This window comes from Chryseobacterium defluvii (genome assembly GCF_014204415.1).
Classification (GTDB): domain Bacteria; phylum Bacteroidota; class Bacteroidia; order Flavobacteriales; family Weeksellaceae; genus Chryseobacterium; species Chryseobacterium defluvii_A.
In genome coordinates, this window is sequence record NZ_JACHLE010000001.1 from 1,048,551 (window position 1) to 1,071,322 (window position 22,772).

Genomic DNA, 22,772 nt, shown 5'->3' on the forward strand with positions numbered 1-22,772 from the left:
GAGTATTTTCTCCTGCTTTTTGTTTTTAAGCTTCAAAAACATTAGTTTTACGTTATTAATAACACAAATACAGGTGACCACAATGTTTAAGAAAACCGAAGTACTCATTATCCTTTTTCTTTGGTTGAACATTATTTTTTCCTTTATTACCGTTCCTTATTCAAATCTGTTTTTAAACATAGGAATAGCCGGATTAGCAATTGTTTCTGTTTTATATAAATTCCGTCCCAGACTGAGTACAATCATTTTAATTTTTTTGTTAGGTATAGGAGTTTTTAACATAGCCAGTTTCAACAATGCATTTCAGATTAATTTTGCTCATATAAATATTATTAACCTGCTATTATTATCAATCTTAGCTTATAAAAAACGCGACATCATTTCCGGTCTGAAAGAGAAGTGGTTCGGAACAACAAAAGAGGAAATCTCAGAAAGAAGAAACAGCCAGATCGACTTTTTCAGAACCCGTTTCAAAGATCTTAATGATGATGAGCTAAAAAGAAAGCTGCAGGAAAATATATCCGATAAAGCCAAAAATGCCATCCGAAAAATATTGATTGAACGGAAGTTGTAAAACTCTTGTTTTAATAATGAATTTCAACTGAACACTTACTCAAATGTACATCTTTATTAAGTTTAAATTTTTATGCTAAAAATCTTCAAACTATCAAAACTCCAGATAATTATTATATCCTTTTTAATATTTATTTTTTGTATAAACGACTTCTTTCTGAAACCTATCATTAAGGAAAAATATCTGGATACTGATCTCAAAAGTTTTGAACACATTTCCTGGCGATATTTACTTATCATTTCTGTATTTATTGCAGTAATTACAATAGCTGTAATCCAGCTCAGATTAAAAAAAGTACATATCCTCCAAGTATTTATGGTCATTGTTTTTTCGGGATTACTTACATTTTTTGGATTTTACAGATTTATCAGCAATGCTTTACTTTATATAAATTTTAAAACTGAAAAAGAAGAAATTATACGAGAATATCAAGTGATTAACCATAAGGAACAGAAGGTTTTTTGGTTGGACGCAGGTGAAAACAGCCTACATGATAAAGATGAAATGCTTAAATTAAGTAAAAACATTACTCAAAAAAATTCCAGATTTATTTTTGAATATAAGAATAATGACACTGTAAAAGTTAGTTTTAAAAAAGGAATACTCAATGTAAATTATCTAGACTGATCATTATGAATTTATAACTCGTCTAATCATCTGAAATTAAAGATACTAATTAAATTATATATTTTTCTAACCCATATTATAAAGAAGCAAAATAGGAGTATATTTAATAACTTTCTTTCAAAGTTTAATTCAAACAACATTCATGAAACAAGGACAGCGTTTATGGACAAGAGAAGAACTAATTTTAGCAATTAATCTTTATTGCAAACTGCCTTTTGGTCGTTTGCATCGTTTAAACCCTGAAATTATAAGCTTTTCCAATCTAATTAATAGAACTCCAAGTTCAGTTGCATATAAATTAGTAAATTTTGCAAGTCTTGACCCTAGTTTAAAAGCAAGAGGAATAAAAGGTGCTACCAATACTAGCAAATTGGATAAAGAAATCTGGAATGAATTTTATAATCATTGGGATATACTTCCATATGAAAGCGAAAAACTATTAGCACAATTCAAGCATATAACCATTGAACAGCTAAATCATATACAGGAAAGTGAATTACCAAAAGAAGGCAAAGTAAAAGAACAAATTGTAAAAATTAGAGTTAATCAATCTTTTTTTAGAAGTTCAGTTTTAGCAGCCTATAATAACACTTGCTGTATAACTGGAATTAGCCAATCTGAATTTTTAATAGCAGGACATATTCGACCTTGGGGAATTGATGAAAAGAATAGATTAAATCCGAGGAATGGAATTGCCATAAATGCCTTGCATGATAAAGCTTTTGAAATAGGATATATAACTATAACACCTGAATACAACATTAGAATCTCTCCTTTGATTTTAAAACAAACTAATCAACAATCATTCGATTTTTTTGGCAGGTTTGAAAATCAAAAAATTATTTTGCCCTCAAGATTTTTACCTGATATAGAATTTTTGAAATACCATAACGAAGAACGTTTTAAACATTAAGATTATAATATGGATTATAAACTTTTAGAAACAATAGCAGACATTGCTTATCACGCAGGTCAAAAAGGATTTTATTCAGGAAATTCACGAGCAGATATTATAAACTTTATATGGTGGGCAAAAGAATTTGAAAAGCTTCATAAATATACTGACTGGTATTCTATAGATTATATTTTAACTATTGAGCAATATACGGAAGATAAACTACTATATTATCAAAAAATAAACCAGAACCCTACTTACTAAACTTCTCACTTGAATTTAAAGATTGAATATCAATACTTAAAAGTAAGATTGACCCCAGATTAATTAAACAAAATTCTCATCAAAAGTGTGAGATGGATTTTTTGATTCATAAAAAAGCGCTCCCAAATGGGAGCGCTTTTCTATTATTCAGATTCCGAACCAGAATCCTTTTTCTTATGATATTCCTCATACTCTTCAGGATACAATTGCTTCAATCTTTCCTGTTCCTCAGCATCTTTCTCCGCATCATGAGCATGTTTTTCCACATACTTTCTTCTCGCTTTGATCTTTCTCTTGGAGATAATGTAGAACATTACCGGAACAATGATCAACGTTAAGAATGTTGCAAATGATAATCCGAAGATGATCGTCCATGCCAATGGTCCCCAGAACATTACATTGTCCCCTCCTACCGAGAAATGCGGATTAAGGGTCGTAAGGAAGGAGAAGACGTCGAAGTTCAGACCTACCGCTAACGGGATCAATCCCAGGATCGCTGTAGTTGCCGTTAATAATACCGGTCTCAGACGTTCTTTTCCGGATTCTATGATGATCTCTTTTACTTCTTCCAGCTCAAGGTCATCATGAGTTTCCACACCTTTTTGCGATACTTTTTCATCCAGCTTGAGGACGAAGAAGTCCATCAGTACGATACCGTTCTTCACTACAACCCCTGCGAGGGAAATGATGCCCATCATCGTCATCAGGATCACAAAGTCCATTCCGAAGATCGATAATCCTAAGAAAACCCCTGCAAAACTCAGGAAGATGGTAGTCATGATGATCAATGTCTTAGAGATAGAGTTGAACTGGAATACAATGATCGAGGTTACCAGCGCCATCGCAAGGAATAGAGCAAATAATAGGAAATTCATGTTTTTCCCCTGCTCTTCCTGCTCTCCACCAAAGCTATAGGTGATTCCTTCAGGAGTTTTATAGCCTTTCAGGGAAGCCTGTATTTCCTGAACAATTTCATTGGCATTGGCATCTTTTAATACGTTGGAATACACCATGATCGTCCTCGTATTGTCTTTTCTCTTGATCTTATTGAACGTATTTTCCTCCTTCATCGTAGAGAATGTGGACATAGGAACCAAAACCGGTCCGTTAGGCCCTTGAAGCGTAATCGGCTGGTTAAAGAGTACACTTGTATTTCTTCTCTGATCCTGCTGTAACCTTACAGAGATATCATAATCTTCCTTCACATCCTTAAAGGTAGAAATATCCTGCCCGAATAAAGCCCTACGAAGGGTAATTCCGGTGTAGGCAGTAGAAACACCCATATTTCCGGCAGTTTCCCTGTTAATATCTATAATAAGCTCCGGGCTTTCCTTGTTGATATCAGACTGCAGTTTTTCGATACCACTGATGCCCTGTTTGTTAATGAAAGAGATCATATTATGAGCTTCTGCCAACAGTTCGTCATAGTTATCTCCTTTCAGCTCTATGGAAATAGGATAACCAACCGGCGGCCCCGCTGCATCTTTTTCCACTGTAAAGGTAAACCCTGGAATATTAGGAATAGCTTTCCTGATGTCTTCCATCACATCACCCGTATCTATACCGTGACGTTTTGCAAACTCCACGAAAGTGATCGTAATTTTTGACTTGAACGGTGTATCAGCCTCAGAACCGGCATCTACCTGCGGGTTAATTGCTCCTTTTCCTATCTGCGTCACCATAGACTCTACCAGGAAGTTTTTACCGCTCTTATCATTGTATTTTCTAAGGACATTCAAAACTTTAGCCTCCACCTGCTTGGTAGCAGTATTGGTTTTGGCAATATCTGTCCCTTGAGGATATTCCATGTAAATGATCACCTGCTTAGGGATGTTTTCCGGGAAGAACAATACTTTGGAACGTCCCATTCCCATCATTGCTCCGTAAAGGATGAATGAAAATATAAGTACCCCTACAACACCTAAGAACGCATTTCTTGGTTTTTTCCCCTGTAAAAGGTTTCTTAAGAATTTCTGATACTTCTTCGCCAGATTAGGGAAAAAAGTATACTGGAAATGTTCAATCCTGTCATGGAAGAAATTTTTATATAACCATATGGCCGCAATAGCCAATATAGACAGCGTCACTACCGCAAGGAAATACTCTACTCCTGTAAATAATCTTAAAGCTCCGAAAACAACAGCCAGAATAGCAAAAATCATGGTATATCTTATAGCCTGTCGTTTTGTAATATTCTTGTTGTCCAAGGTCATTCCACCACCTGTCATCGAAGCATTGATGATTAATGCAACAAATAAGGAAGCCAAAAGGGTAACGGTAATCGTGATCGGGAAATACCTCATGAATTTACCCATAATTCCCGGCCACATCAGCATGGGTAAGAATGCGCAAACTGTGGTTAATGTAGAAGTAATTACCGGGAAAGCAATCTCCCCGATCCCAAACTTGGAAGCTTCCCTGCGTTTATAACCCTTTTCCATATTGGCATATACGTTGTCCACGACCACAATTCCGTCGTCCACCAGCATCCCCAGTCCCATTACCATCGCAAAAAGTACCATCGTATTTAAGGTAACCCCGAAAGCACTTAAGACCGCAAAGGCTATTAACATGGAGAGCGGGATCGCCGTACCCACAAATAGTGCATTCTTAAGCCCCATTGAGAAACTCAGCACACACATTACCAAAAGGATACCGATCAAAATGTGGTTGGCCAGTTCGTTTACCTGGTGCTCAACGTCCGTAGACTGGTCAGAGGTAAGGGAAATATCAAGATCTTTCGGCAAATAGGTTTCTTTTGCTTTTTCGATCTTCTCTTTGGCCTGTTCTATGGCAGCGATCATGTTGGTCCCCGATCTTTTTCTCAGGTTGATCATGACCACATCCTTTCCGGACTCCCTTGCATAAGTAGTTTTTTCTTTTTCTTTGAAGGCTACCGTTGCAATATCCATAATTTTTACTCCCGGCTTGACAATGAAGTTATTGAGATCCGACGGATTGGAAATCTGCCCTTTGATCCTTACATTTTCACGGTTACCTTCGGAGATAAGGTTACCTCCGGAGATGGTAATATTTTCATTCCGTATAGCATTGATCACCTGGTCAAAGCTTACTCCCGAAGCATTCATTTTATAAATATCAAGCGCTACTTCCACCTCATTATCATCAACTCCTAAAACCACCGCATCTTTTACTTCCGGAATGTCTTCAAGATCATCTTTGATATCATCAGCATATTGTCTTAACGTAAATTTCGGATAATTTCCTTTCAGATTGATATTTAAAATAGGGATTTCTTCTGAAATATTAAGATCGAAAACACTTGGCTCTACCTTAGACCCTGAGTCTACCGTAGGCCAGTCCTGATCTCCCTTTGCTTCGTCTACCTTATCTTTTATTCTCTGCTTTGCTTCAGGTAATTCTACATTTTCATCAAATTCTACCGTGATCAGACAGTAGTCCTGAAAGGAATTTGAGGTCACCTTATTTACTCCTGAAACATTCTTGAACTTATCTTCAAGCTCTTTGGTTATCAGTTTTTCAACATCTTCTGCGGAGTTCCCCGGATATACAGAAGATATATATATCTTGTTTTCTACCACTTCCGGAAAGCTTTCCCTTGGCATGGACATGTAAGCAAAGATCCCCATAATGACTATAATGAAAGTAAGTACATATACTGTGGTTCTGTTGTCTACCGCCCAGCTGGAAAAGAACGATTCTTTTTCGTGGTGTTTATTTTCGCCCATAATTTTAATTTATTTCAAATTATTTTGAGATTTTTACCTTCTGTCCTTCCGTAAGGTTTTTGGAACCGTCTGTAATGATCACATCGTCTGCTTTCAGCCCTCTTGTAATCTCCACACTGTTCTCAGATTTTTGTCCTGTTTCCACAAACACTTTTTTAGCCACTCCGTTCTCTCCGTTGATGTTGGTAGCTATAAATACATAGCTTTTGTGGGCAGCATCTTCATAGATGTACTGTGCAGGGATCTGTATTGCAGACGGATTCAGGTAATCCTGGATCTTGATCTGTGCCAGTAGGTTCGGTTTTATATACCCGCCTTCATTAGAAACAGGAACCTGAATGGTAAATGTTCTTGTAGCCGGATCTATATAGTTCCCTACCAACCTCACACTGGATTTTATTGTTTTGTTCAAGGCCGGGAAGAAAACTTCTACGCTGGTTCCCGGTTTTATATTTGCCAAATAGGTTTCCGGAACGTTTGCTTCTACACGCATGATTCCAAGACTGATCAGCTTAACGATGTCTGAAGCCGGAGCAGCAGATACCGCCTGCCCGTTTTGGGTGATCACCTTATCAATCACACCACTAAATGGTGCAACCACTGTTGTTTTCACCAGATTAGCCCTCACTGCATCAGCCGCTTTTTGGGTGGCAGCCACCTGGCTTTGGGCTGCAGCAATTTGTTTTTGGGCAGATTCGTAATTGGTTTTCGCCTGAAGGTACTGGTATTCTGAACCGATCTTTTGTTTCCAAAGCGCCGATTGCTTTTCATAGGTTATCCTTGCCAGATTAGCCTGTGATTTTACCTGCTGAAGCTGTGCATTCATTGCAGAAACCTGTATCAATGCCTGTTTATGCTGGTCATTCAGCCCGCCGTCTGCAATTCTTCCGATTACCTGTCCTCTGTTAACTCTCTGGCCTTCTCTTACATAAAGGGTTAAAGTTCCGTTGAACTGGGATTGTACATTAACATCCTGATCGGTCGTTACATTTCCCTGGATCTCTACATTATGGGCAAATGAGGTCTGCTGCAGTTTTTGTACGGATACATATCCTGTAGTCTGGCTTACCCCCCATGCTGTAAGATTTTTATCTACTTCAGCCATCACGCTGTTCAGGCTGTCCATTTTCGCTTTCTGACGGTCTTTGTACGCCTGAAGTCCTTTTACATCTTTGGTTTTTATAAGGGCCTCCAGGGTTTTATCCTGTACATCACCTTCTTTCTTGCAGGCCGCAAGACTAAGTATTAATGCTAATGGGAGAAATATTTTTTTCATGTGGAAATTTTTTATTTTAAGTTGTCCCATGAACCTTTCGGTTTCATATATAGTTTATTATTTTCGTTTGTTTTATTACAGATCGCCTTTTGCTTTATCAAGGGCTACTTTAGCCTGAATTAAGCCAATTGCGGATTCATAAAGCTGCGCTTGAGAAGTGTACAGCTGGGTTTCACTGTTCTGAAGATCAAAGCTGCTTCCCAAACCTTCTTTAAACTTAATCTGCTCTTTACGGTAGATATTGGAAGACAGTTTGATCAGATCCTGTGCGGTTTTGTAACTTTCAAAGGCATTATTATAATCTACTGCTTTAGCGTAGTAATCACTTTTCAGGTTTCTTTCTGTATCTTCCTTATCCAATTGGGCTTTCTGAAGGTCCAGCTTTGCCTGTTGGGTCTGCCAATGTCTCTGGAAACCGCTGAATATCGGAATGTCCAGCTGCAATCCCGCAACCGATGTATTAAACCATTGCTGATCTCTGTCAAAGAATGTAAAGCTATTGCTGTTTCCGTTATAAGTAGAGCTTATAAAGCCTGACAATGACGGCAATGACTTGGATTTCTGATATTTCAGCTGTAATTCGGAAACTTTTACCGCATTATTTTTCAGTTTTATATCGATATGACTGCTAAGATCTACGTCTGAACTCTGATCTACTAAAGCCTGGTTTTTCTGTACCATCTCTTCCAGTGTGGTACTCAGTTCCATATTCTGATCCAAAGGATATCCCATAAGGTATTTAAGAGCCATAAGAAGCTTTGTTCTCGTCCTTTTCAGGTTTTCCATATTGACAAGAAGGTTTTTATAGCTGTATTCCAACTGCTCTACATTCTGCTCTTCTGCCAAGCCTACTTTGTAAGTTTCTCTGGTATCATTCAGGGTCTTTTCGGCAACTTTTCTGTTTTCTTCCAGAGTCTGGATATTTTCATCAGTCACAATCACTGCCGCATAGGACATCATGATACCCTCTTTCACACTGATCTCCGTTTTTTCCTCTGCTAATGCAGCTGTTTCCCTGTAAGCTTTTGCGGATTGCAGTCCCACAAGGTAAGAACCATTGAAAAGCAATTGCTTGAGAGTAATTCCCGCAGTTGCGGTTTGCTTTAATCCGAACTGAACGGGAATATACGTGCCCGGGGCCCCACCTACAATTTCAGCAGGCAAAAGCTGTACAGGAATCTTTAAAAAGTAGTTGTAAGTACCCTGAGCATCGATCTGAGGCAATCCGATACCGGTAGTTTCTTTTACCTTTTGGGATGCTTTTTCCTGGTCTATCCTGGCTTTCTTTACGTTTACATTGTTTGCAACAGCATAATCCAGACTCTGCTCTACGGTAAAGCTTTGCTGAGCCTGTAAAAACCCGGAAATCATAAATGCAGCAGCTATTCCTATTTTAAGCTTCGTTGCAGTTATACGTTTTCTTTCCATAATTTATTACTTCTTTATTTTTTTAATAGAATATTTTCCCCAAATGTTTTTATTTCTAAAAGACGGATCATTTCTTAAAATACTTTAACATTCTTTTAATTTTTAAACAGCATATTCAGGATAATGCCTTTTCTTTCAGAAATAATTTTATCAAATTCCGCATCGCTGATCATCAGATTCTCCATCAGTAACGGCCTTACCGCGCTTGGGAAAACCAATAGTGAAACCATATTCAAAAGGAATTGAATAGGAGCCATTTTCTCAATATTACCCAATTCCATTTCCTTCTCTATATCTTTATAGAGTTTTTTCAGGTCATTTTCCTCAATGTCTTTTTTGTGGCAGTTTCCTTTATTAATCTGTGAGACAATATAGGTTTCCAGATAGGGATACTGCAGGCTTGTAGAGAGGCTACCCTCAATAAACTGGCTTATTTTCTCCTTAAATGGCAAATCTGAATCCTGAATAATCTTCGATTTTTCCTGTTCCACCTTTTGAGCTTCATCAAAAATGATCTGGATCAGATTATCTCTTGAGCGGAAATAATAATTAATAAGGGTTCTGTTAACACCTGCGGCATCGGCGATCTCCTGCGTAGTGGCGTCAAACTTCCCCTTCACAAAGAATAAATTCTTCGCGGTCTCTTTAATTAATTCCTGTGTTTGGTCCTTTTTTGATTGATTTGACATTTTTGTTAAACAAATTTGTGCAAATATAAATCAATCATTCGTTTTGACAAAATTGTTAAACAAAAAAATTAATAAAATTATTATGATTTACATCACGTTTTTTTACGAGGATCTTAGATTAAAACCATATAATTTTTATTTTTTGAACCATTAAGGTATACTGAATCGTCAAGAATATTAAGAAAGTCCATGCGAACCTTAAACAATTAGCCTGATTTATCTTAATTAGCCTTTACTTCTTAATGGTATAGAATTATCCGATATTTGAGTATCTCTTGTTGTTAAAATAAAAAGTTTAAATGAGTTTTTGAATAAACTCCGCATGTTTAGAAATAAAAAGAGCGGAAATTTCCGCTCTTTCATTTTATAATAACCTGATCTTATCTTCCGAAATATCAATGACCTTATCTTTATAAAGCCCGCCGATCGCTTTTTTGAAGTTTTTTTTACTCATCTGGAGCTTCTCTTTAATCTCTTCAGGAGTGGATTGATCCGAAAGGTAAAGAAGACCGTAATTCTCTTCCAGTTTATCCAGAACTTTTTGCCTGAATTCATCAATATTCTCAAAACCTTCCCGCTGTAAAGAGACATCTATTTTCCCGTCTTCACGCATTGCCTTGATATATCCTGTTTCTTCAGATAAAGGATATAGCTTTTTGTAGACATCGGAAGCATAAACCAGCCCGATGTATTTTTTATCAATCACCACATTCCAGCCCAGCTCACTTTCATTCATTAAGATCAGTTCAACTTTGTCTCCTTTCTTAAATGTCAGATCCTGATACTGTGGGTTTCTTTTGAATTTGGTAGTACCGGTGATCAGACCGGTTGCTTCGTCTATATAGAGATAAACCAGATATCTTTTTCCTTCAATGATCTTGGATTTCTGCTGTTTGTAGGGAATAAACAAGTCCTTAATAATTCCCCAGTCCATAAAAGCTCCGCTTGGCAGGCTCTGCACGCAACTCATCACAGCAAACTCTCCTATTTCAGCTAGTGGAATCTCTGTAGTAGCTTTTAATTTACCATCATCCTGATACACAAAAGCCTCCACTTCTTCATCAATTTCCTTTTCTTCCCTAATAAAGATCTTAGGCAGAAAAGCCTTTTCACCGGATTCATCAGTAAGGATCCATCCTGAACTGTTTTTTTCTGAAATTTTTAAAGTCTGGGTTCTTCCGAGTAGCATGAATGATAAATTAGGCTTCAAAGGTACGGAATGCCTTGTTGATGCCAAAATTAAAGTGTAAGTATTAATTTTAAATGAAATAATCCCGAAGGCGGAGTCTTGAAGTATTCATTCTCTCAAACTAAGCAACTTATATATTATCCTGACCATAGCATACGGTTTGTCATGCTGTAAGCATTTCAACTTTGTATAGATTCCTCCGGAATGACAGTACTGCGTAATTTAAATAAGTTCACTATTTATTTTCATAGAATTTCAATTCTTCTTCAACTCTTTGTTTTTTTCAGTAATCCTATAACTTCTTACAAAAAAAGAGAAGCAATTGCTTCTCTTTTATTTCGGTAACAGCGGTGCTCTCATTTTATACTTGTAACTGTGTAAAGTATTTAAGAAGTTTTCCAAATCAGTTAGTTCATTATCTGTAAGATCCAGTTTTTCCAGCATTTTAGATTTATGTGGGGCCAGCGGGCTGTCCCTGTTTCTTTTTTCGTTCGGCATTCCTGCGTTGTACATATTTAAAACTCCCCGAATATTCGGAAACAAGCCGTTATGCATATAAGGAGCCGTTTGCGAAATCTCTCTTAACGTCGGCGTTTTAAACTTCCCAACATCTTCATTTTTCTTCGAGATATTATATAGCCCGAGGTCTTCATACTCCCTTCCGAAATACGTCAGGCCTATATTATGGAATTTCTGATCTGAAAAATATGGGGTATTATGACAATTGATACAATTCGCTTTTGTTCTGAACAAATGCAATCCGTTAATTTCAGAATCAGTTAATTCATCTTTTTTTCCTTCAATAAATTTATCAAACTTCGATTTCGGGCTTATGATGTTCCTCTCAAAAGTAGCAATAGCTTTAGTGATCTTCTCTTCCGTTACTTTATCATCTCCAAATGCTTTTTTAAAGTGTTCTTTATATCCTTTAATTCTTGCAATGGTTTTTACGGCAAGTCTTGAATGGAAATTCATTTCCACAGGGTTTTCTATAGGTGCTTTGGCCTGCTCTTCCAATGTGGCCGCCCTGCCATCCCAGAAATACTCTTTAGCGTAGTTAATATTAAGAATGGTAGGCGTATTCCTTGTTCCTAACTGCCTGTCATGGCCATAAGCCACTCTCCTTCCGTCTGCCCAGGAAAGTTCCGGATCATGGCAATTGGCACAGGAGATCTGCCCGGATTTTGAAAGCCTCGGATCAAAAAACAACATTTTACCCAATTCTTCCTTTTCCTGAGAATAGGGATTGTCTTTAGGAAATTCGGGTTTCGATAAAACTCCGATATCCTGAAAGCCTTCTCTAGCTTCATCAAATAAATGAGGCTTAGGCCACAAATCATGATCGCCACTGCCGTAAAGTTCCCTTAATTCCTGTACGGTATACCCTTTTTGAGTTCTATTGAAATCGGAAAAGGAATATATTAAAAACAAAACCGCCGAAAGCGATAAAAAATACTTCATTATTTTCTAATAAAACAAGGATATTCCCGCATTGAAATACAGATTAGGATTTCCGTTGTAGTCCGTATTCTGCTCTAAACTGCTGTTAAGCGGAAATAACGTTGCAAAATTAGTAAATATTTTCAAATCTGCCTTAGCGGTAACTTTCTGATAGAACTGCAACCCGAAGTGAGGCCCCAACTGTGAAGTACTGTCGAACTCATGATCATTTTTAATTACGTTATCAAACAGCAGTGTATTGGAAGACGCAGCATTGTAAGTCAGGCTTTCGCTTAAAGGGAAATAAGAAACTGCTCCCAATTCTAAGTTGACTTTCTGACTATCTCTGTAGAAAATATCTTTATTGAATTTTAAGTTTAGATTCATTCCTTTTACATATTTATAGGTAACCCCTAACAGATCAATAGCAGAAAAATCATTATAAATCCCCTCAAGAGTTACTCCTAATTTTATTTTCTGCTGATCTCTTAAAAGAAAATGATTAGCGAACGCCAGCCTGTCCAAAGTCATCCTGTAATTCTGCCCGAACTCGGAGATATTGTAGTTGTCTCCTGTTATACTCTGAAAGTTAACATTGGACATGAAATCCATTTTCTCTCCTTTATACCAGTAATTGGCATCGGTTTTATAGTTTACCAGCCTGTATTTCATTTTCTCCAGGCTTTCTTCAAAATAGGTTACAGAGTTTGCATCCTTTCCGAAAAGGGTTTGCATAGCTTTGCTGTAAGAGAAATTGATATTAAAAAAATTCCTGTTACTCTCAAAAGCATATCCCCCGCCGAAGTTCCTGTCTATTGTTCTGTAACTAAAGTCCGAATAAGATGGAAAATACACAAGCCTTCCGTAGCCATTGGAAAATCGTACGAAGTATTCCGGATTGGCAGGTGCGTTGACAGCTTCATTGACCGCCATAATATCATTGGTCTCTGTTTTTCTTCCCAAACCTCCAAAAACAGACAATTGGTGTTTCCCGACATGGTATCCGGCAAAAATTTTTCCGGAATAATCTGCTGTTGAGATCTCCGGCCTCGGATCGGATTTCCTGTAAGAACTCTGATTCCTGTAATCTACCACCGCACCCAGATCCAGTCCTTTCCAGATATTATAGGACACACCTCCTTTTACGTGGTAATTCTGGGTTTCCCAATTCGCTTTTTTAGGAACAAATAAATAATTCGGATTCAGTACAAACTGGTCTTCCGTTCTGCCTGTGGTGAGATTATACCCCATATTTTTTTCGGTTACAAACTGGTAGTCGAAACTTCCTAATAACCTTAGTTTCTCGGAAATATTAAAAATACCCTGAGTATTAAAGGCAAATTCATTGGAGCTTTCGGCTGTTTGTACTCTTTTCATATTCAGGTCTTTTACAACGGCACTAAGCTCTGTTTCCGTAAAGTCTGAAAATTTCTGATGGGAAAATTGTATCGGGTTATCCCATATCCTGTTCAGCTGCTGATAATAGATCTGGTTGGCAGGAATAAAAATACTGTCATTAAGCTGTGCCGAAACACAACCAAATGACAGGAAACTAACTATGTGAAAAATCTTAAATTTCATGTTCTGTTATAGTGCAAAACCTCTCGGGTTAGCTGCTTGTTTTACAAAATCGTTCGCTGAATTATTGGTGTCTTCCAGAATTTTTCTTTTAGAACCGTTAGGAAGTGTAATCTCTATTTTTGTTTTTCTGATGACCGCCTGTGAATTGAATGAGGCATCACAGGATATAGATGAAGCATCCAGAGAAGCACTCAGCATTTTAGGCCTTTGAGAGTTAGGGTTATAATGCTGAAGATCAACTCCGTCAATAATAGCCGTATTCGGGATCTGCTTAAAGAATCTTGTATTGGAAGAAATAGTCGTAACCGAAGGATCTGAATAATTAGGCAAAGTATCAAAATTATCTGTCCTGAAGATCACAAAGCTGTCTCTTCCAAGGTTATCCAGAATAAGATCATTGTTTGGGCTCCAATATCCCGGTTTTCCCCAATAAGCAATTTCAATATCTTTTACAGCCGGATTCTGAATATCATATTTGTAAACCGGCTCCCCGATGGATAAATTGAAGTTTCCTAAATAAGCTTCAAAATCCGCCTGGCTTAAATCTACGGTCAATGATGGATTCTGTACGGTAACGGGAGCCCCAGTGTTGTCTACTAGCGGCGCTTTGTGGTTTACACCATTCTGAGCAATGATGATACTTTGTCCCGGGAAAATAGGATACTGGGTACCTGTTCCCGGAATCCTCAATACATAATCTGCATACACATAATCCGTATTGGCGGCACTGCCGATTGTCATTCCGATCGATTTGCTCCAGTCGAACTGCCCGTTAGCCTGGGAATAATTATTATTAACCGCGGTGTTGGTTTTGCCATAAAGCTGCCCGATATATAAACCGTCTGCATACATCACCTCATTGGAGTTATTGTAAATCTCAATGAACTGATCTCTGAATGCCGCGCCCTGCGTAGCGTGTGATCCTGCATAATAAACCTGTTTAATCAGAAGGTCTCCTACCCTTGCTCCTTTTAGCTCAATAAAGGTACTTTGCACGTTTACATTCACCGTTGCATTTTCCTGTACCCCGTTAAAATTCATTTCCGAAACCGTTATAGGGTATCCGAATGTTGTATTGAATTCATCGGCAAGCATTTTTTTAGTTACCGTCACTTTATAGGTTCCCGGGATTACACTTCCGAAATTGGCAAACCCATTGGCATCGGTAGTCTGTGTATAAGTATCTCCTGAATTATTATTCGTTAAAACTACCGTCGCATTTTTTGCATGCAGAGAACCGTAATTGGAGTCGTATTTTACTTCTACTCTGAAAGCGGTAGGCTGTAATGTATTGTTATCGCTTCCGAAATCATCATCCCTGCAGGAGAAAAGAAGCGTTAAGATGGCCAGAAAACTAAATAATTGTTTCATAGTGTTTATTTTTTATAAAGTAATTTTTAAAATTGATATTCTATTTTAGCCCCGAATGAAAGCTGAAGCAAGTCTGCTTTTAACGTATTGATGTAGCTTCCGTTCGAGTATTTCACCTGGGTCTGTTTAAGGTCCAGGAAATTATTGGCATAGAACGAGAATTTAAATCCGTTCTGAAAATCTTTGGAGATCTTGAGATTGAAGTTATGGAAAACCTTATCCAGCTTTTCATTGGTCTCATCCACATTGTTGTCTTTAATGCTGGCAAACTGGGCAGGATCATTGATCTGTTCCTGGGTAAGCGTTACTTTTTCCAGATCTCTGTTGATGTAAGCATATAATATCTTCGGATTAAACCTGATCTTATCATCTATAATAAAGTGCTGGGATCTCAGGGAAATCACAAGGCCAGCTTTTGGAAGGTGATAATTTAAAGTTCCGCCCAGATTTAGCTGTCTGTATTTAGGTTCATAAGATCTGTACAAACCGTAAATTGCACCGTCATTATAGTTTTTAGCTTCATAATAGCGATCTGTATGGGAATTGTTCTTTGTTTCCACATAGCTTCCGTTAATGTCTAAACTAATATTTTTCAAAGGAAGCTTATTAAGGTTCAACATAAGTTCTAGCCCCTTATCCTCAGATTTCAGACTGTTGACAATCTTATTCTGTATATAGAAATGATCAGTATACCCAATAATATCATAAGTAGGTATATTGTTCCCGTTATAGTTGATCTGAAGTTCGGCCATCCCTCTCTTGGCTGCGAAATATTCATTGGTAAAACCGTCATATAGTTTATTGTAATAAGCCGTCAATCCCACATTACCAAAAGGGAACCTGTAATCCAGCCCGATCTCGGAACGCATGCTTTTGGATGGTTTTAAACCCTTATTATCTGAATAATCTACAAAGGTCTGCACAATCCCCAGGTTATAATACCCGGGAAGACGAACATCTGCCAGAATTTCATCATAATATCTTGGTCCTGTATAGATCATATTCATAGACGGAGCTTTGGAAGCAATCCCGAATCCTCCCCTGAATTTGAAATCCTTATAAATCAGGTAGGCATTAATTCTCGGCTGCAATACGGAAGCACCGAACTGGTTGTCAAATCTTACCCCCGCATTCAGGTTAAAAACATAGCTTCCGAATTTTTTAAATATATTATCCTCCGCATATACAGAATACTGATATTCAGCTCTTACATTTTCTCCAAAATTATAAGGCCTGAAAGCTTGTCCTCCGCCTGCTAAAGCAACGATCAGGGTTTCGGGGCTTCCTAACCTTCCTGCCCCTTTATTATCACTGCTTCTGAAAGATGTTCCGATCAAAAAGTTATGGACCCAGTTGCTTTTGGTTTTTACATTCTTCTTCAGGTCGGCGGATAAAAACATAGAAATAGGTTTTCCTTCCACTTCCTGAACCTGTCTGTAACTGATCGGGGTATAAGCTCCCACATAAACACCTTCGCTGGTGCTTGTTCCTACTACATCACCACCATTGTTAACAATTCTTGACTCATAGCTGTTCTGATATCCCTGGGTATAGTTCGCGTTGATATTCAGGTTATCAAAAAACGAGTTTTTAAACCTCCAGTTGAAACGGTTAGAGATGCGGAAATCCCTTTTTTTATTTTTGGTCACTGTTTCATAGATATCTTCTTCTTCAAAATTAGCATTGTCAAGATTATTGCCGTAATCTATTGAGAAAGAGTTACTGATATTTTTATTCTTATTATAAATGGTCCACATCAAGCTTGTGGCCACTCTTTGATACCTATTGAACTTGGTTCGTGCATCGGAATTGGAACTTAGATAATTAAGGTTTACGTTTAAAAAGCCTAATTTCTCATTAAGCTGGAAACCTTTATTGATGTTATATTCCTGCGTTCCTTCTCTTAAAGCCACATAAGCCCTGTAAGGTGTTTTTCCACTTTTCTGCTGGATATTCACCAACCCCGAAGTCAGGTCCCCATATTTAGCAGACGGAATCCCCTGCACCACTTCTACACTTTCAATATTTTCTACAGGAATTTCCCTTAGATCCGCACCAAAATTGGCGTTGGAAAAGTATCCCCCTTCTGCACCGAAACCTAAAAGATGAGGTGAAAACAAAGCTCCTTCGTGGTTCAAACTTCTTGAAAATGAAGCATAATTCCCGGTATAGCCCTGCATATTTTCGTTATTGGAGATCGGAATCCCATCCACAACGATTGCCGTACCAAAAGATTTATTACCAAAGCCCTCATTCCCGTTGGCCGCAATATTGTCTGTAGTTACAGAACGGAAAACAACAGGCTTAAACTCATTAAGGTCGAGATTTCTTAATTTTTGCCCAGGAATCTGTTCCAGAACTTCATTCAGGGAAAATGCCTGGATGTTTTTCAAAGCTTCTTCTTTGATCTCTATCTCAGAGTAGTTCTTCTTTTTGGCAGAAAGCATTATCTCTTTGATACGGATGGAGGCAATCTGCATCTCAACAGTTATTCTGTCTGACGGGACAATAGCATAAGTTTTTTTCTCTTCCACCAATCCTGCTCTTGAGAAAATGAGCGTTTCATTAGAATTATAACTGATGTGAAATACACCTGATGGGTCGGTTACCGTCCAGATCCCGGTATTCTCGATACCTACCCTGACGCCCGAAATTGGCTTCCTGTTATCAGCTTCTACCACAATCCCGGTCAATGACTGCCCACTCACGGAAAGGATAACAAACTGAAAAGCAAGAAGGAAAACATTTTTCTTCAACTTTAACAATTTTTTGCAAAACTATTTATAATTTTTCTAAATAAAAATAAAAATGAATGATTTATTATTGATTTTTATCATGAAACTATCAAAAAATAAATTTTTCATAGTTATGGGAAATAAATTACTTTTTATATTTTTGCTCTTAATAAAATTTTAAAATGAAAAAAACACTAACTATTATTACAGCTTTATCATTAGTCTCTATTTTAAATTCATGTGATGATGAAAGAATTGTTCCTGAAGAAATTTCTTTAGAACAAACTATGCAAACTTCCCACATTGGTAAGCTAGATGATAAACTATCTACAAAAGAAAAGAAAAAGCTATACAAAGTTCTATTTGCTAATCCTGAAAAGTTTGGTTTCAAAAAAACTAGTAATGATTTGCGCTTTGACTATTTTAATAGAAAAGGATATGCTGTATATTTACGAACATTACCATATAATAATGAAGAAAATATTGTAATTTCTAAAAATAGTTCCCAACAAAAAGCTACTCCCACTAATGGTTATTTTGTATTTTCTTACAATTGTATATGTAGCGGTATGGCTAGTTTGGCAGATATTACAAATAATACCGCAGATGATCTTTGCACAGATATAGATGCAGGTATAGTTAATCTGGATGAATTAGGAAGTTCAAATATAGAAGGCTATGGAATACAGGGCGTACCGCCAAAAACCAATGGACAATGGGTAGCTATAGAAGCTGGATATTTTTTTGGAAATGTTCCTGAATACGATATTATTTCGCAAATTGCCGAAGACCTTGTAGATGGATGGATTTCATTAGACTATTAAATATATTATAAAAAATAAAGAGAGACAAAATTGTCTCTCTTTATTTTTTATGATTTTGAAATGTAATCCCTCAATTCTCTTTTATTGCTTTCAAAATCAAATGACTCATAGATCACAAAGAAGTTTTCCCGGTCAACACATTTCTTATAAATAGATTTTGCAAGCTGCAGCCTGTTTTTATCAAAATCCAGAGATTCAAGCAGGGTCTTCATCTGCTGTGCTGTAAACATAGTTGCCTGAGACTGCTGGATAATCATGGCCGTTTTGTCTTTATCAAAACTTGTCGTTCTTTTCAGGCTGTCCATAAAGCGGAAAAAAGAATTATCATTCATCACATTCCCATAGTACATTCCGTTTCCCTGATTATTCCAGGTGTTCCCGGAATTTGAGTAGGGGTTATTCCAAACATCATTCCAGTCATTGAAACCGTAGGCCTGATTTCTCACAGGATAAGTATCTAATAAATATAATCCGTAATCTGAGAAGAAATCCAGCACCATCCTGCTGTTATTTTTTACGGTAAGCCCTGTACGATAGATCAGGTATCCGTTTTCATAAATAGAGACAGGTACTCTTCCTGAAGGCAGATCAAAGAAACGATATTTTCCGGAAGCATTGCTTACCATCTGATCTCCCACTTCTACCGTGAAATACCCTTGTTCCGGAATTCTTAAAAAGACTTCAGAATTTCCGTAATTCTGGTTCCATCTGTACCCTGAAGCATTCTGATTCCTGTTAACAGAAATATCTGTCCCGCCTCTGGTTTGATTTCTGTATCCGGAATTATTCAAGCCTTCATTTTTTTTACCTGAAGGATCTGCTTTTCTGGTTTGCATTTCAGTTTTTCCAGCTTCATTTTTCAGAAGCTCACCTGCTTTTCCTGCCTCTTGTGCATAGATTGAAAAACTTAGTAAAAAAACACAAGTAGTAAATATTTTTCTCATAATGACTTGTTTTATACTAAATCATTGTTCTATTTCTATGCCAAAAAATGATATTTTTAAATAAAATAAATTATTATATAAATCCTTTTAACCTTTACCAAATTATCTTATCAAAGTGAAAATTCAAAATAAAAAGAGAGACAAAGTTTATTCTGTCTCTCTTAATTTTTCAATATTTAATTTCTTAAATCTTTCAATACATATTACATATGAATTGGTCTTTTCGCCGTAGCATCCAATGCAGCTTCTTTAATGGCTTCCGCATATGTCGGGTGAGCGTGGGAACTTCTTGCAATATCCTCTGCACTTGCACGGAATTCCATAGCAATTACACCTTCTGCTATTAAGTCTGCTGCTCTTGCGCCTACAATGTGCATCCCCAGAACTTCGTCAGTCTTCTCATCTGCAATGATTTTAACTAATCCGTCAACATCGCCACTTGCGCGGCTTCTTCCCAAAGCTCTCATCGGGAAAGACCCTACTTTGTAAGCTACTCCTTCTTCTTTCAGCTGTTCTTCAGTTTTACCTACTCCGGCAACTTCAGGCCACGTATATACTACACCAGGAATTAGGTTATAATTGATGTGAGGTTTTTGTCCTGCTAAAGTCTCTGCAACAAATACTCCTTCTTCTTCAGCTTTGTGTGCTAACATTGCTCCTTTGATCACATCTCCAATTGCATAAATATTGGCTACATTGGTCTGTAAATGATCATTTACCTTTACTCTTCCTCTTTCGTCAAGCTCTACCCCTGCTTTTTCAAGGGCAAGACCATCTGTATAAGGCTTTCTTCCTACTGAAACCAGGCAGTAATCTCCTTCTACCACTACTTCTTCCCCTTTTTTATCTTTAGCGGTGATCTTTACAGTATCTCCGTTTCTTTCAACAGCAGAAACTGCCGTGGAAAGCATAAATTTCATTCCCTGCTTCTTAAGAACTTTCGTTAATTCTTTGCTTAATGCACCATCCATTCCCGGAATGATCTTATCCATAAATTCAACAACGGTTACTTGGGCGCCTAATCTCAGGTAAACAGAACCCAGTTCAAGCCCGATAACTCCGCCCCCGATCACTACCAAGTGCTTAGGGATCTCTTTTAGGTTTAAAGCTTCCGTAGAAGTGATCACTCTTTCTTTATCAAGGGTGATGAAAGGCAGTGAAGAAGGTTTAGAACCTGTTGCGATAATGGTATATTTAGATTCAATTGTTTCTGATGCACCGTCATTTTTAGTGACCTTGATCTGGGTAGCAGATTCAAAACTGCCTATTCCTTCAAAAACAGTGATCTGGTTTTTGTTCATCAGATAACTGATCCCGTCTGTATTCTGCTTGATCACTTCATTTTTACGCTCGATCATTCTTGCAATATCTGCCTGCGGCTCATTGATAATGATCCCGTGACCTGCAAAATTATGTTTTGCATTTTCAAAATGCTCTGAGCTGTCTAAAAGGGCTTTGGAAGGAATACATCCAACGTTAAGACAGGTTCCGCCTAATGTTGAATATTTTTCAATAATTGCTGTTTTGAAGCCTAATTGTGCCGCACGGATTGCAGCAACATAACCACCGGGACCGGAACCTATTACGGTAACATCGAATTGACTCATGCTATTGTATGAATTTGTTTATTATTATCTTTCTTAATGCTCACAAATTTACTGATAAATTGCCAAGTGCCCAAGTGAGTTTTATCAATTTTAGTTTGAAGCTGTTTTTAATATAAAGTTTATTTTGGTGAGGTTAAATTTTAAGGAGTACAAGACTAATCAATCCGTCAATTTTAGTAAGCTAAATGTTATTTTATAATGCAAATTTATTTGCTTCAATTTATCTTAGACCATTCAGATGCTTCGTGAACTACGTTCGTAGACCTTCAGTTTATGCTCAGCATGACAGCCCGCAATAACTCCACATAAAACCATCTGCAATGTCATACTGAACGCAAACTGAAAGTTTACGAAGCATTTTATGATTATCTCCCAGCCCCAAAGTTCCCGCTTCCTGCTTCTAACTTCTAGCTCCCTGCCTGTTTATTCATTAAATCCAGTAAAACCTTTTCGTATTTATCCAGAATAATATTCTTTGAAAACCTGGACTTAATAGAGTTCCTGATGGAATCCCTGTCATAAGTCTGGTGCAGGATACTCATTAATTTCTGCGAAAAGTCTTCATGGTTCTCAATATCGAAAACCTCACCATTGATGCGGTTCTGGATAATTTCATTAATTCCTCCGGGACAGTTGTTGGCCAGGGAATAGATGCCACAGGCCCCTGCTTCCAGCAGAACATTGGGAAACCCTTCATATCTGGAAGAAAGTACAAATAGATCTGCATATTTCAGAAACTGATAGGGATTTTCCTGTCTCCCGTGGAAAACAACATTCTTCAGTCCCAAAAATTCTTTCATCTGGTGAAGTATTTCCCTATCTTTTCCATCACCTAAAATGTGGAGCAGAATATTTTCATTCTTAAGCCTTGAAAATACTTTCAGTAAATTATCGAATCCTTTCCTGGAAGATAAATTCCCTATAGCAACCACATTCTTATAATTATATTTAAAGCTTTCAGGTTTATGAGATATCGCCAGCTTTTCGTCAATAAAATCAAAATCCACAGGGTTATTGATTTTGATGATCTTACCGGATCTTATGTTGAAATTCCTCATCAGGTCATTCATCATATCATCACTTTGTGCGATGATCCTTTGATAGTTATTGTAAAATTTATAGAAAAATTTGATTTCTTTTCTGGTCACATGCTCACTGACCACATTGGTTTCCCGTGCGATAAATTTTGTTTTGGGAAAAAGCTTTATAAATAAAGACAGGTATGCATTCACTTCGCCATAACCTGAAAATACAATATCCGGCCTTCTCCTGTAAATTTCCGATAAAATGGGTTTTAACGAGTGCCTGATCCTTTCCGTATTAATATCAATAATCTCTACATCTTTTTTCAAAAAATTAAGATAGCCTCCTTGTTTCCGTAACAGCAAAATTTTAGGTTCAAACCGATCCCTGGACAGGTGATTTGCAATGGTGGTAATAATTCTTTCTGCACCTCCGGTCTCCAGATCCGGCAGAATAAACATAACAGAAATTTTCTTCGTCATGATAAAAATGCTAAAATCTAACCTTTAGCAGTCTGAAATTTATTTATTTTCTTCCTTAGTTAAGAACTACTCAATTAAAAGCCTCAAAATTATTATTGCTAAGTAACAAATAA

General features: G+C 37.3%; 17 protein-coding genes. 5 read left to right on the forward strand and 12 right to left on the reverse strand.

What is annotated here, in order from left to right:
* The first annotated feature begins 82 nt into the window (after positions 1 to 82).
* The 4 genes from HNP38_RS04745 to HNP38_RS04760 all read left to right on the forward strand — a co-directional run bounded on the left by HNP38_RS04745 (position 83) and on the right by HNP38_RS04760 (position 2,360).
* On the forward strand, positions 83 to 574 hold the full coding sequence (locus HNP38_RS04745; RefSeq protein WP_184185229.1) for a hypothetical protein: 492 nt from the start codon (positions 83 to 85) through the stop codon (positions 572 to 574).
* A 72-nt stretch (positions 575 to 646) separates the two neighbouring features.
* On the forward strand, positions 647 to 1,201 hold the full coding sequence (locus HNP38_RS04750) for a hypothetical protein (RefSeq protein WP_184185232.1): 555 nt from the start codon (positions 647 to 649) through the stop codon (positions 1,199 to 1,201).
* Between the two features lie 142 nt (positions 1,202 to 1,343).
* Entirely contained in the window at positions 1,344 to 2,114 is a 771-nt protein-coding gene (locus HNP38_RS04755) for an HNH endonuclease (RefSeq protein ID WP_184185235.1), read from the forward strand.
* Between the two features lie 9 nt (positions 2,115 to 2,123).
* Entirely contained in the window at positions 2,124 to 2,360 is a 237-nt protein-coding gene (locus tag HNP38_RS04760) for a hypothetical protein (protein ID WP_184185238.1), read from the forward strand.
* Between the two features lie 143 nt (positions 2,361 to 2,503).
* Here the strand turns inward: HNP38_RS04760 and HNP38_RS04765 are convergent, their stop codons facing one another.
* From HNP38_RS04765 to HNP38_RS04805, 9 genes are all read right to left on the reverse strand, one after another.
* Positions 2,504 to 6,070, reverse strand: a complete 3,567-nt coding sequence (locus tag HNP38_RS04765; protein ID WP_184185241.1) for an efflux RND transporter permease subunit — start codon at positions 6,068 to 6,070, stop codon at positions 2,504 to 2,506.
* Between the two features lie 19 nt (positions 6,071 to 6,089).
* Positions 6,090 to 7,346, reverse strand: coding sequence for an efflux RND transporter periplasmic adaptor subunit (locus HNP38_RS04770; RefSeq protein WP_184185244.1), 1,257 nt, complete (start codon positions 7,344 to 7,346; stop codon positions 6,090 to 6,092).
* Positions 7,347 to 7,421: 75 nt separating this feature from the next.
* Complete coding sequence (locus HNP38_RS04775) at positions 7,422 to 8,774, reverse strand: TolC family protein (protein WP_184185247.1); 1,353 nt, start codon at positions 8,772 to 8,774, stop codon at positions 7,422 to 7,424.
* A 95-nt stretch (positions 8,775 to 8,869) separates the two neighbouring features.
* The gene (locus HNP38_RS04780; protein ID WP_184185250.1) at positions 8,870 to 9,463 is read right to left on the reverse strand and encodes a TetR/AcrR family transcriptional regulator; all 594 of its coding nucleotides are present in this window, start codon (positions 9,461 to 9,463) and stop codon (positions 8,870 to 8,872) included.
* Positions 9,464 to 9,827: 364 nt separating this feature from the next.
* Complete coding sequence (locus HNP38_RS04785) at positions 9,828 to 10,652, reverse strand: S1 RNA-binding domain-containing protein (protein ID WP_184185253.1); 825 nt, start codon at positions 10,650 to 10,652, stop codon at positions 9,828 to 9,830.
* Between the two features lie 333 nt (positions 10,653 to 10,985).
* Positions 10,986 to 12,113 carry a cytochrome-c peroxidase gene (locus HNP38_RS04790; RefSeq protein ID WP_184185256.1) on the reverse strand — a complete coding sequence of 376 codons (1,128 nt, stop codon included), beginning with the start codon at positions 12,111 to 12,113 and terminating at the stop codon, positions 10,986 to 10,988.
* Between the two features lie 6 nt (positions 12,114 to 12,119).
* Positions 12,120 to 13,673: a DUF6850 family outer membrane beta-barrel protein gene (locus HNP38_RS04795; RefSeq protein WP_184185259.1), complete on the reverse strand. Its 1,554-nt coding sequence runs from the start codon at positions 13,671 to 13,673 to the stop codon at positions 12,120 to 12,122.
* A gap of 6 nt (positions 13,674 to 13,679) precedes the next feature.
* Positions 13,680 to 15,044 carry a DUF4876 domain-containing protein gene (locus HNP38_RS04800; protein ID WP_184185262.1) on the reverse strand — a complete coding sequence of 455 codons (1,365 nt, stop codon included), beginning with the start codon at positions 15,042 to 15,044 and terminating at the stop codon, positions 13,680 to 13,682.
* Positions 15,045 to 15,070: 26 nt separating this feature from the next.
* Complete coding sequence (locus HNP38_RS04805; protein WP_184185265.1) at positions 15,071 to 17,800, reverse strand: TonB-dependent receptor plug domain-containing protein; 2,730 nt, start codon at positions 17,798 to 17,800, stop codon at positions 15,071 to 15,073.
* A gap of 161 nt (positions 17,801 to 17,961) precedes the next feature.
* On the opposite strand from HNP38_RS04805, the gene HNP38_RS04810 reads away from it, so the two are divergent.
* Positions 17,962 to 18,603, forward strand: a complete 642-nt coding sequence (locus HNP38_RS04810) for a hypothetical protein (protein WP_184185268.1) — start codon at positions 17,962 to 17,964, stop codon at positions 18,601 to 18,603.
* Between the two features lie 47 nt (positions 18,604 to 18,650).
* On the opposite strand, the gene HNP38_RS04815 is transcribed toward HNP38_RS04810, so the two are convergent.
* From HNP38_RS04815 to HNP38_RS04825, 3 genes are all read right to left on the reverse strand, one after another.
* Positions 18,651 to 19,547 carry a DUF4476 domain-containing protein gene (locus tag HNP38_RS04815; protein ID WP_184185271.1) on the reverse strand — a complete coding sequence of 299 codons (897 nt, stop codon included), beginning with the start codon at positions 19,545 to 19,547 and terminating at the stop codon, positions 18,651 to 18,653.
* Between the two features lie 203 nt (positions 19,548 to 19,750).
* Positions 19,751 to 21,154, reverse strand: coding sequence for a dihydrolipoyl dehydrogenase (lpdA, locus tag HNP38_RS04820; RefSeq protein ID WP_184185274.1), 1,404 nt, complete (start codon positions 21,152 to 21,154; stop codon positions 19,751 to 19,753).
* A 407-nt stretch (positions 21,155 to 21,561) separates the two neighbouring features.
* Positions 21,562 to 22,659 (reverse strand): glycosyltransferase, encoded by a 1,098-nt coding sequence (locus HNP38_RS04825; protein ID WP_184185277.1) that lies wholly within the window; start codon positions 22,657 to 22,659, stop codon positions 21,562 to 21,564.
* Positions 22,660 to 22,772 lie beyond the last annotated feature (113 nt).

Excerpts from the sequence above, each read along its gene's own strand:
- HNP38_RS04825 (WP_184185277.1), bottom strand. The coding sequence starts at position 22,659 with ATGACGAAGAAAATTTCTGTTATGTTTATTCTGCCGGATCTGGAGACC.
- lpdA (WP_184185274.1), bottom strand. The coding sequence starts at position 21,154 with ATGAGTCAATTCGATGTTACCGTAATAGGTTCCGGTCCCGGTGGTTAT.
- HNP38_RS04750 (WP_184185232.1), top strand. The coding sequence starts at position 647 with ATGCTAAAAATCTTCAAACTATCAAAACTCCAGATAATTATTATATCC.
- HNP38_RS04785 (WP_184185253.1), bottom strand. The coding sequence starts at position 10,652 with ATGCTACTCGGAAGAACCCAGACTTTAAAAATTTCAGAAAAAAACAGT.
- HNP38_RS04780 (WP_184185250.1), bottom strand. The coding sequence starts at position 9,463 with ATGTCAAATCAATCAAAAAAGGACCAAACACAGGAATTAATTAAAGAG.
- HNP38_RS04790 (WP_184185256.1), bottom strand. The coding sequence starts at position 12,113 with ATGAAGTATTTTTTATCGCTTTCGGCGGTTTTGTTTTTAATATATTCC.
- HNP38_RS04755 (WP_184185235.1), top strand. The coding sequence starts at position 1,344 with ATGAAACAAGGACAGCGTTTATGGACAAGAGAAGAACTAATTTTAGCA.
- HNP38_RS04770 (WP_184185244.1), bottom strand. The coding sequence starts at position 7,346 with ATGAAAAAAATATTTCTCCCATTAGCATTAATACTTAGTCTTGCGGCC.
- HNP38_RS04745 (WP_184185229.1), top strand. The coding sequence starts at position 83 with ATGTTTAAGAAAACCGAAGTACTCATTATCCTTTTTCTTTGGTTGAAC.
- HNP38_RS04795 (WP_184185259.1), bottom strand. The coding sequence starts at position 13,673 with ATGAAATTTAAGATTTTTCACATAGTTAGTTTCCTGTCATTTGGTTGT.
- HNP38_RS04810 (WP_184185268.1), top strand. The coding sequence starts at position 17,962 with ATGAAAAAAACACTAACTATTATTACAGCTTTATCATTAGTCTCTATT.
- HNP38_RS04765 (WP_184185241.1), bottom strand. The coding sequence starts at position 6,070 with ATGGGCGAAAATAAACACCACGAAAAAGAATCGTTCTTTTCCAGCTGG.
- HNP38_RS04800 (WP_184185262.1), bottom strand. The coding sequence starts at position 15,044 with ATGAAACAATTATTTAGTTTTCTGGCCATCTTAACGCTTCTTTTCTCC.
- HNP38_RS04775 (WP_184185247.1), bottom strand. The coding sequence starts at position 8,774 with ATGGAAAGAAAACGTATAACTGCAACGAAGCTTAAAATAGGAATAGCT.
- HNP38_RS04760 (WP_184185238.1), top strand. The coding sequence starts at position 2,124 with ATGGATTATAAACTTTTAGAAACAATAGCAGACATTGCTTATCACGCA.
- HNP38_RS04815 (WP_184185271.1), bottom strand. The coding sequence starts at position 19,547 with ATGAGAAAAATATTTACTACTTGTGTTTTTTTACTAAGTTTTTCAATC.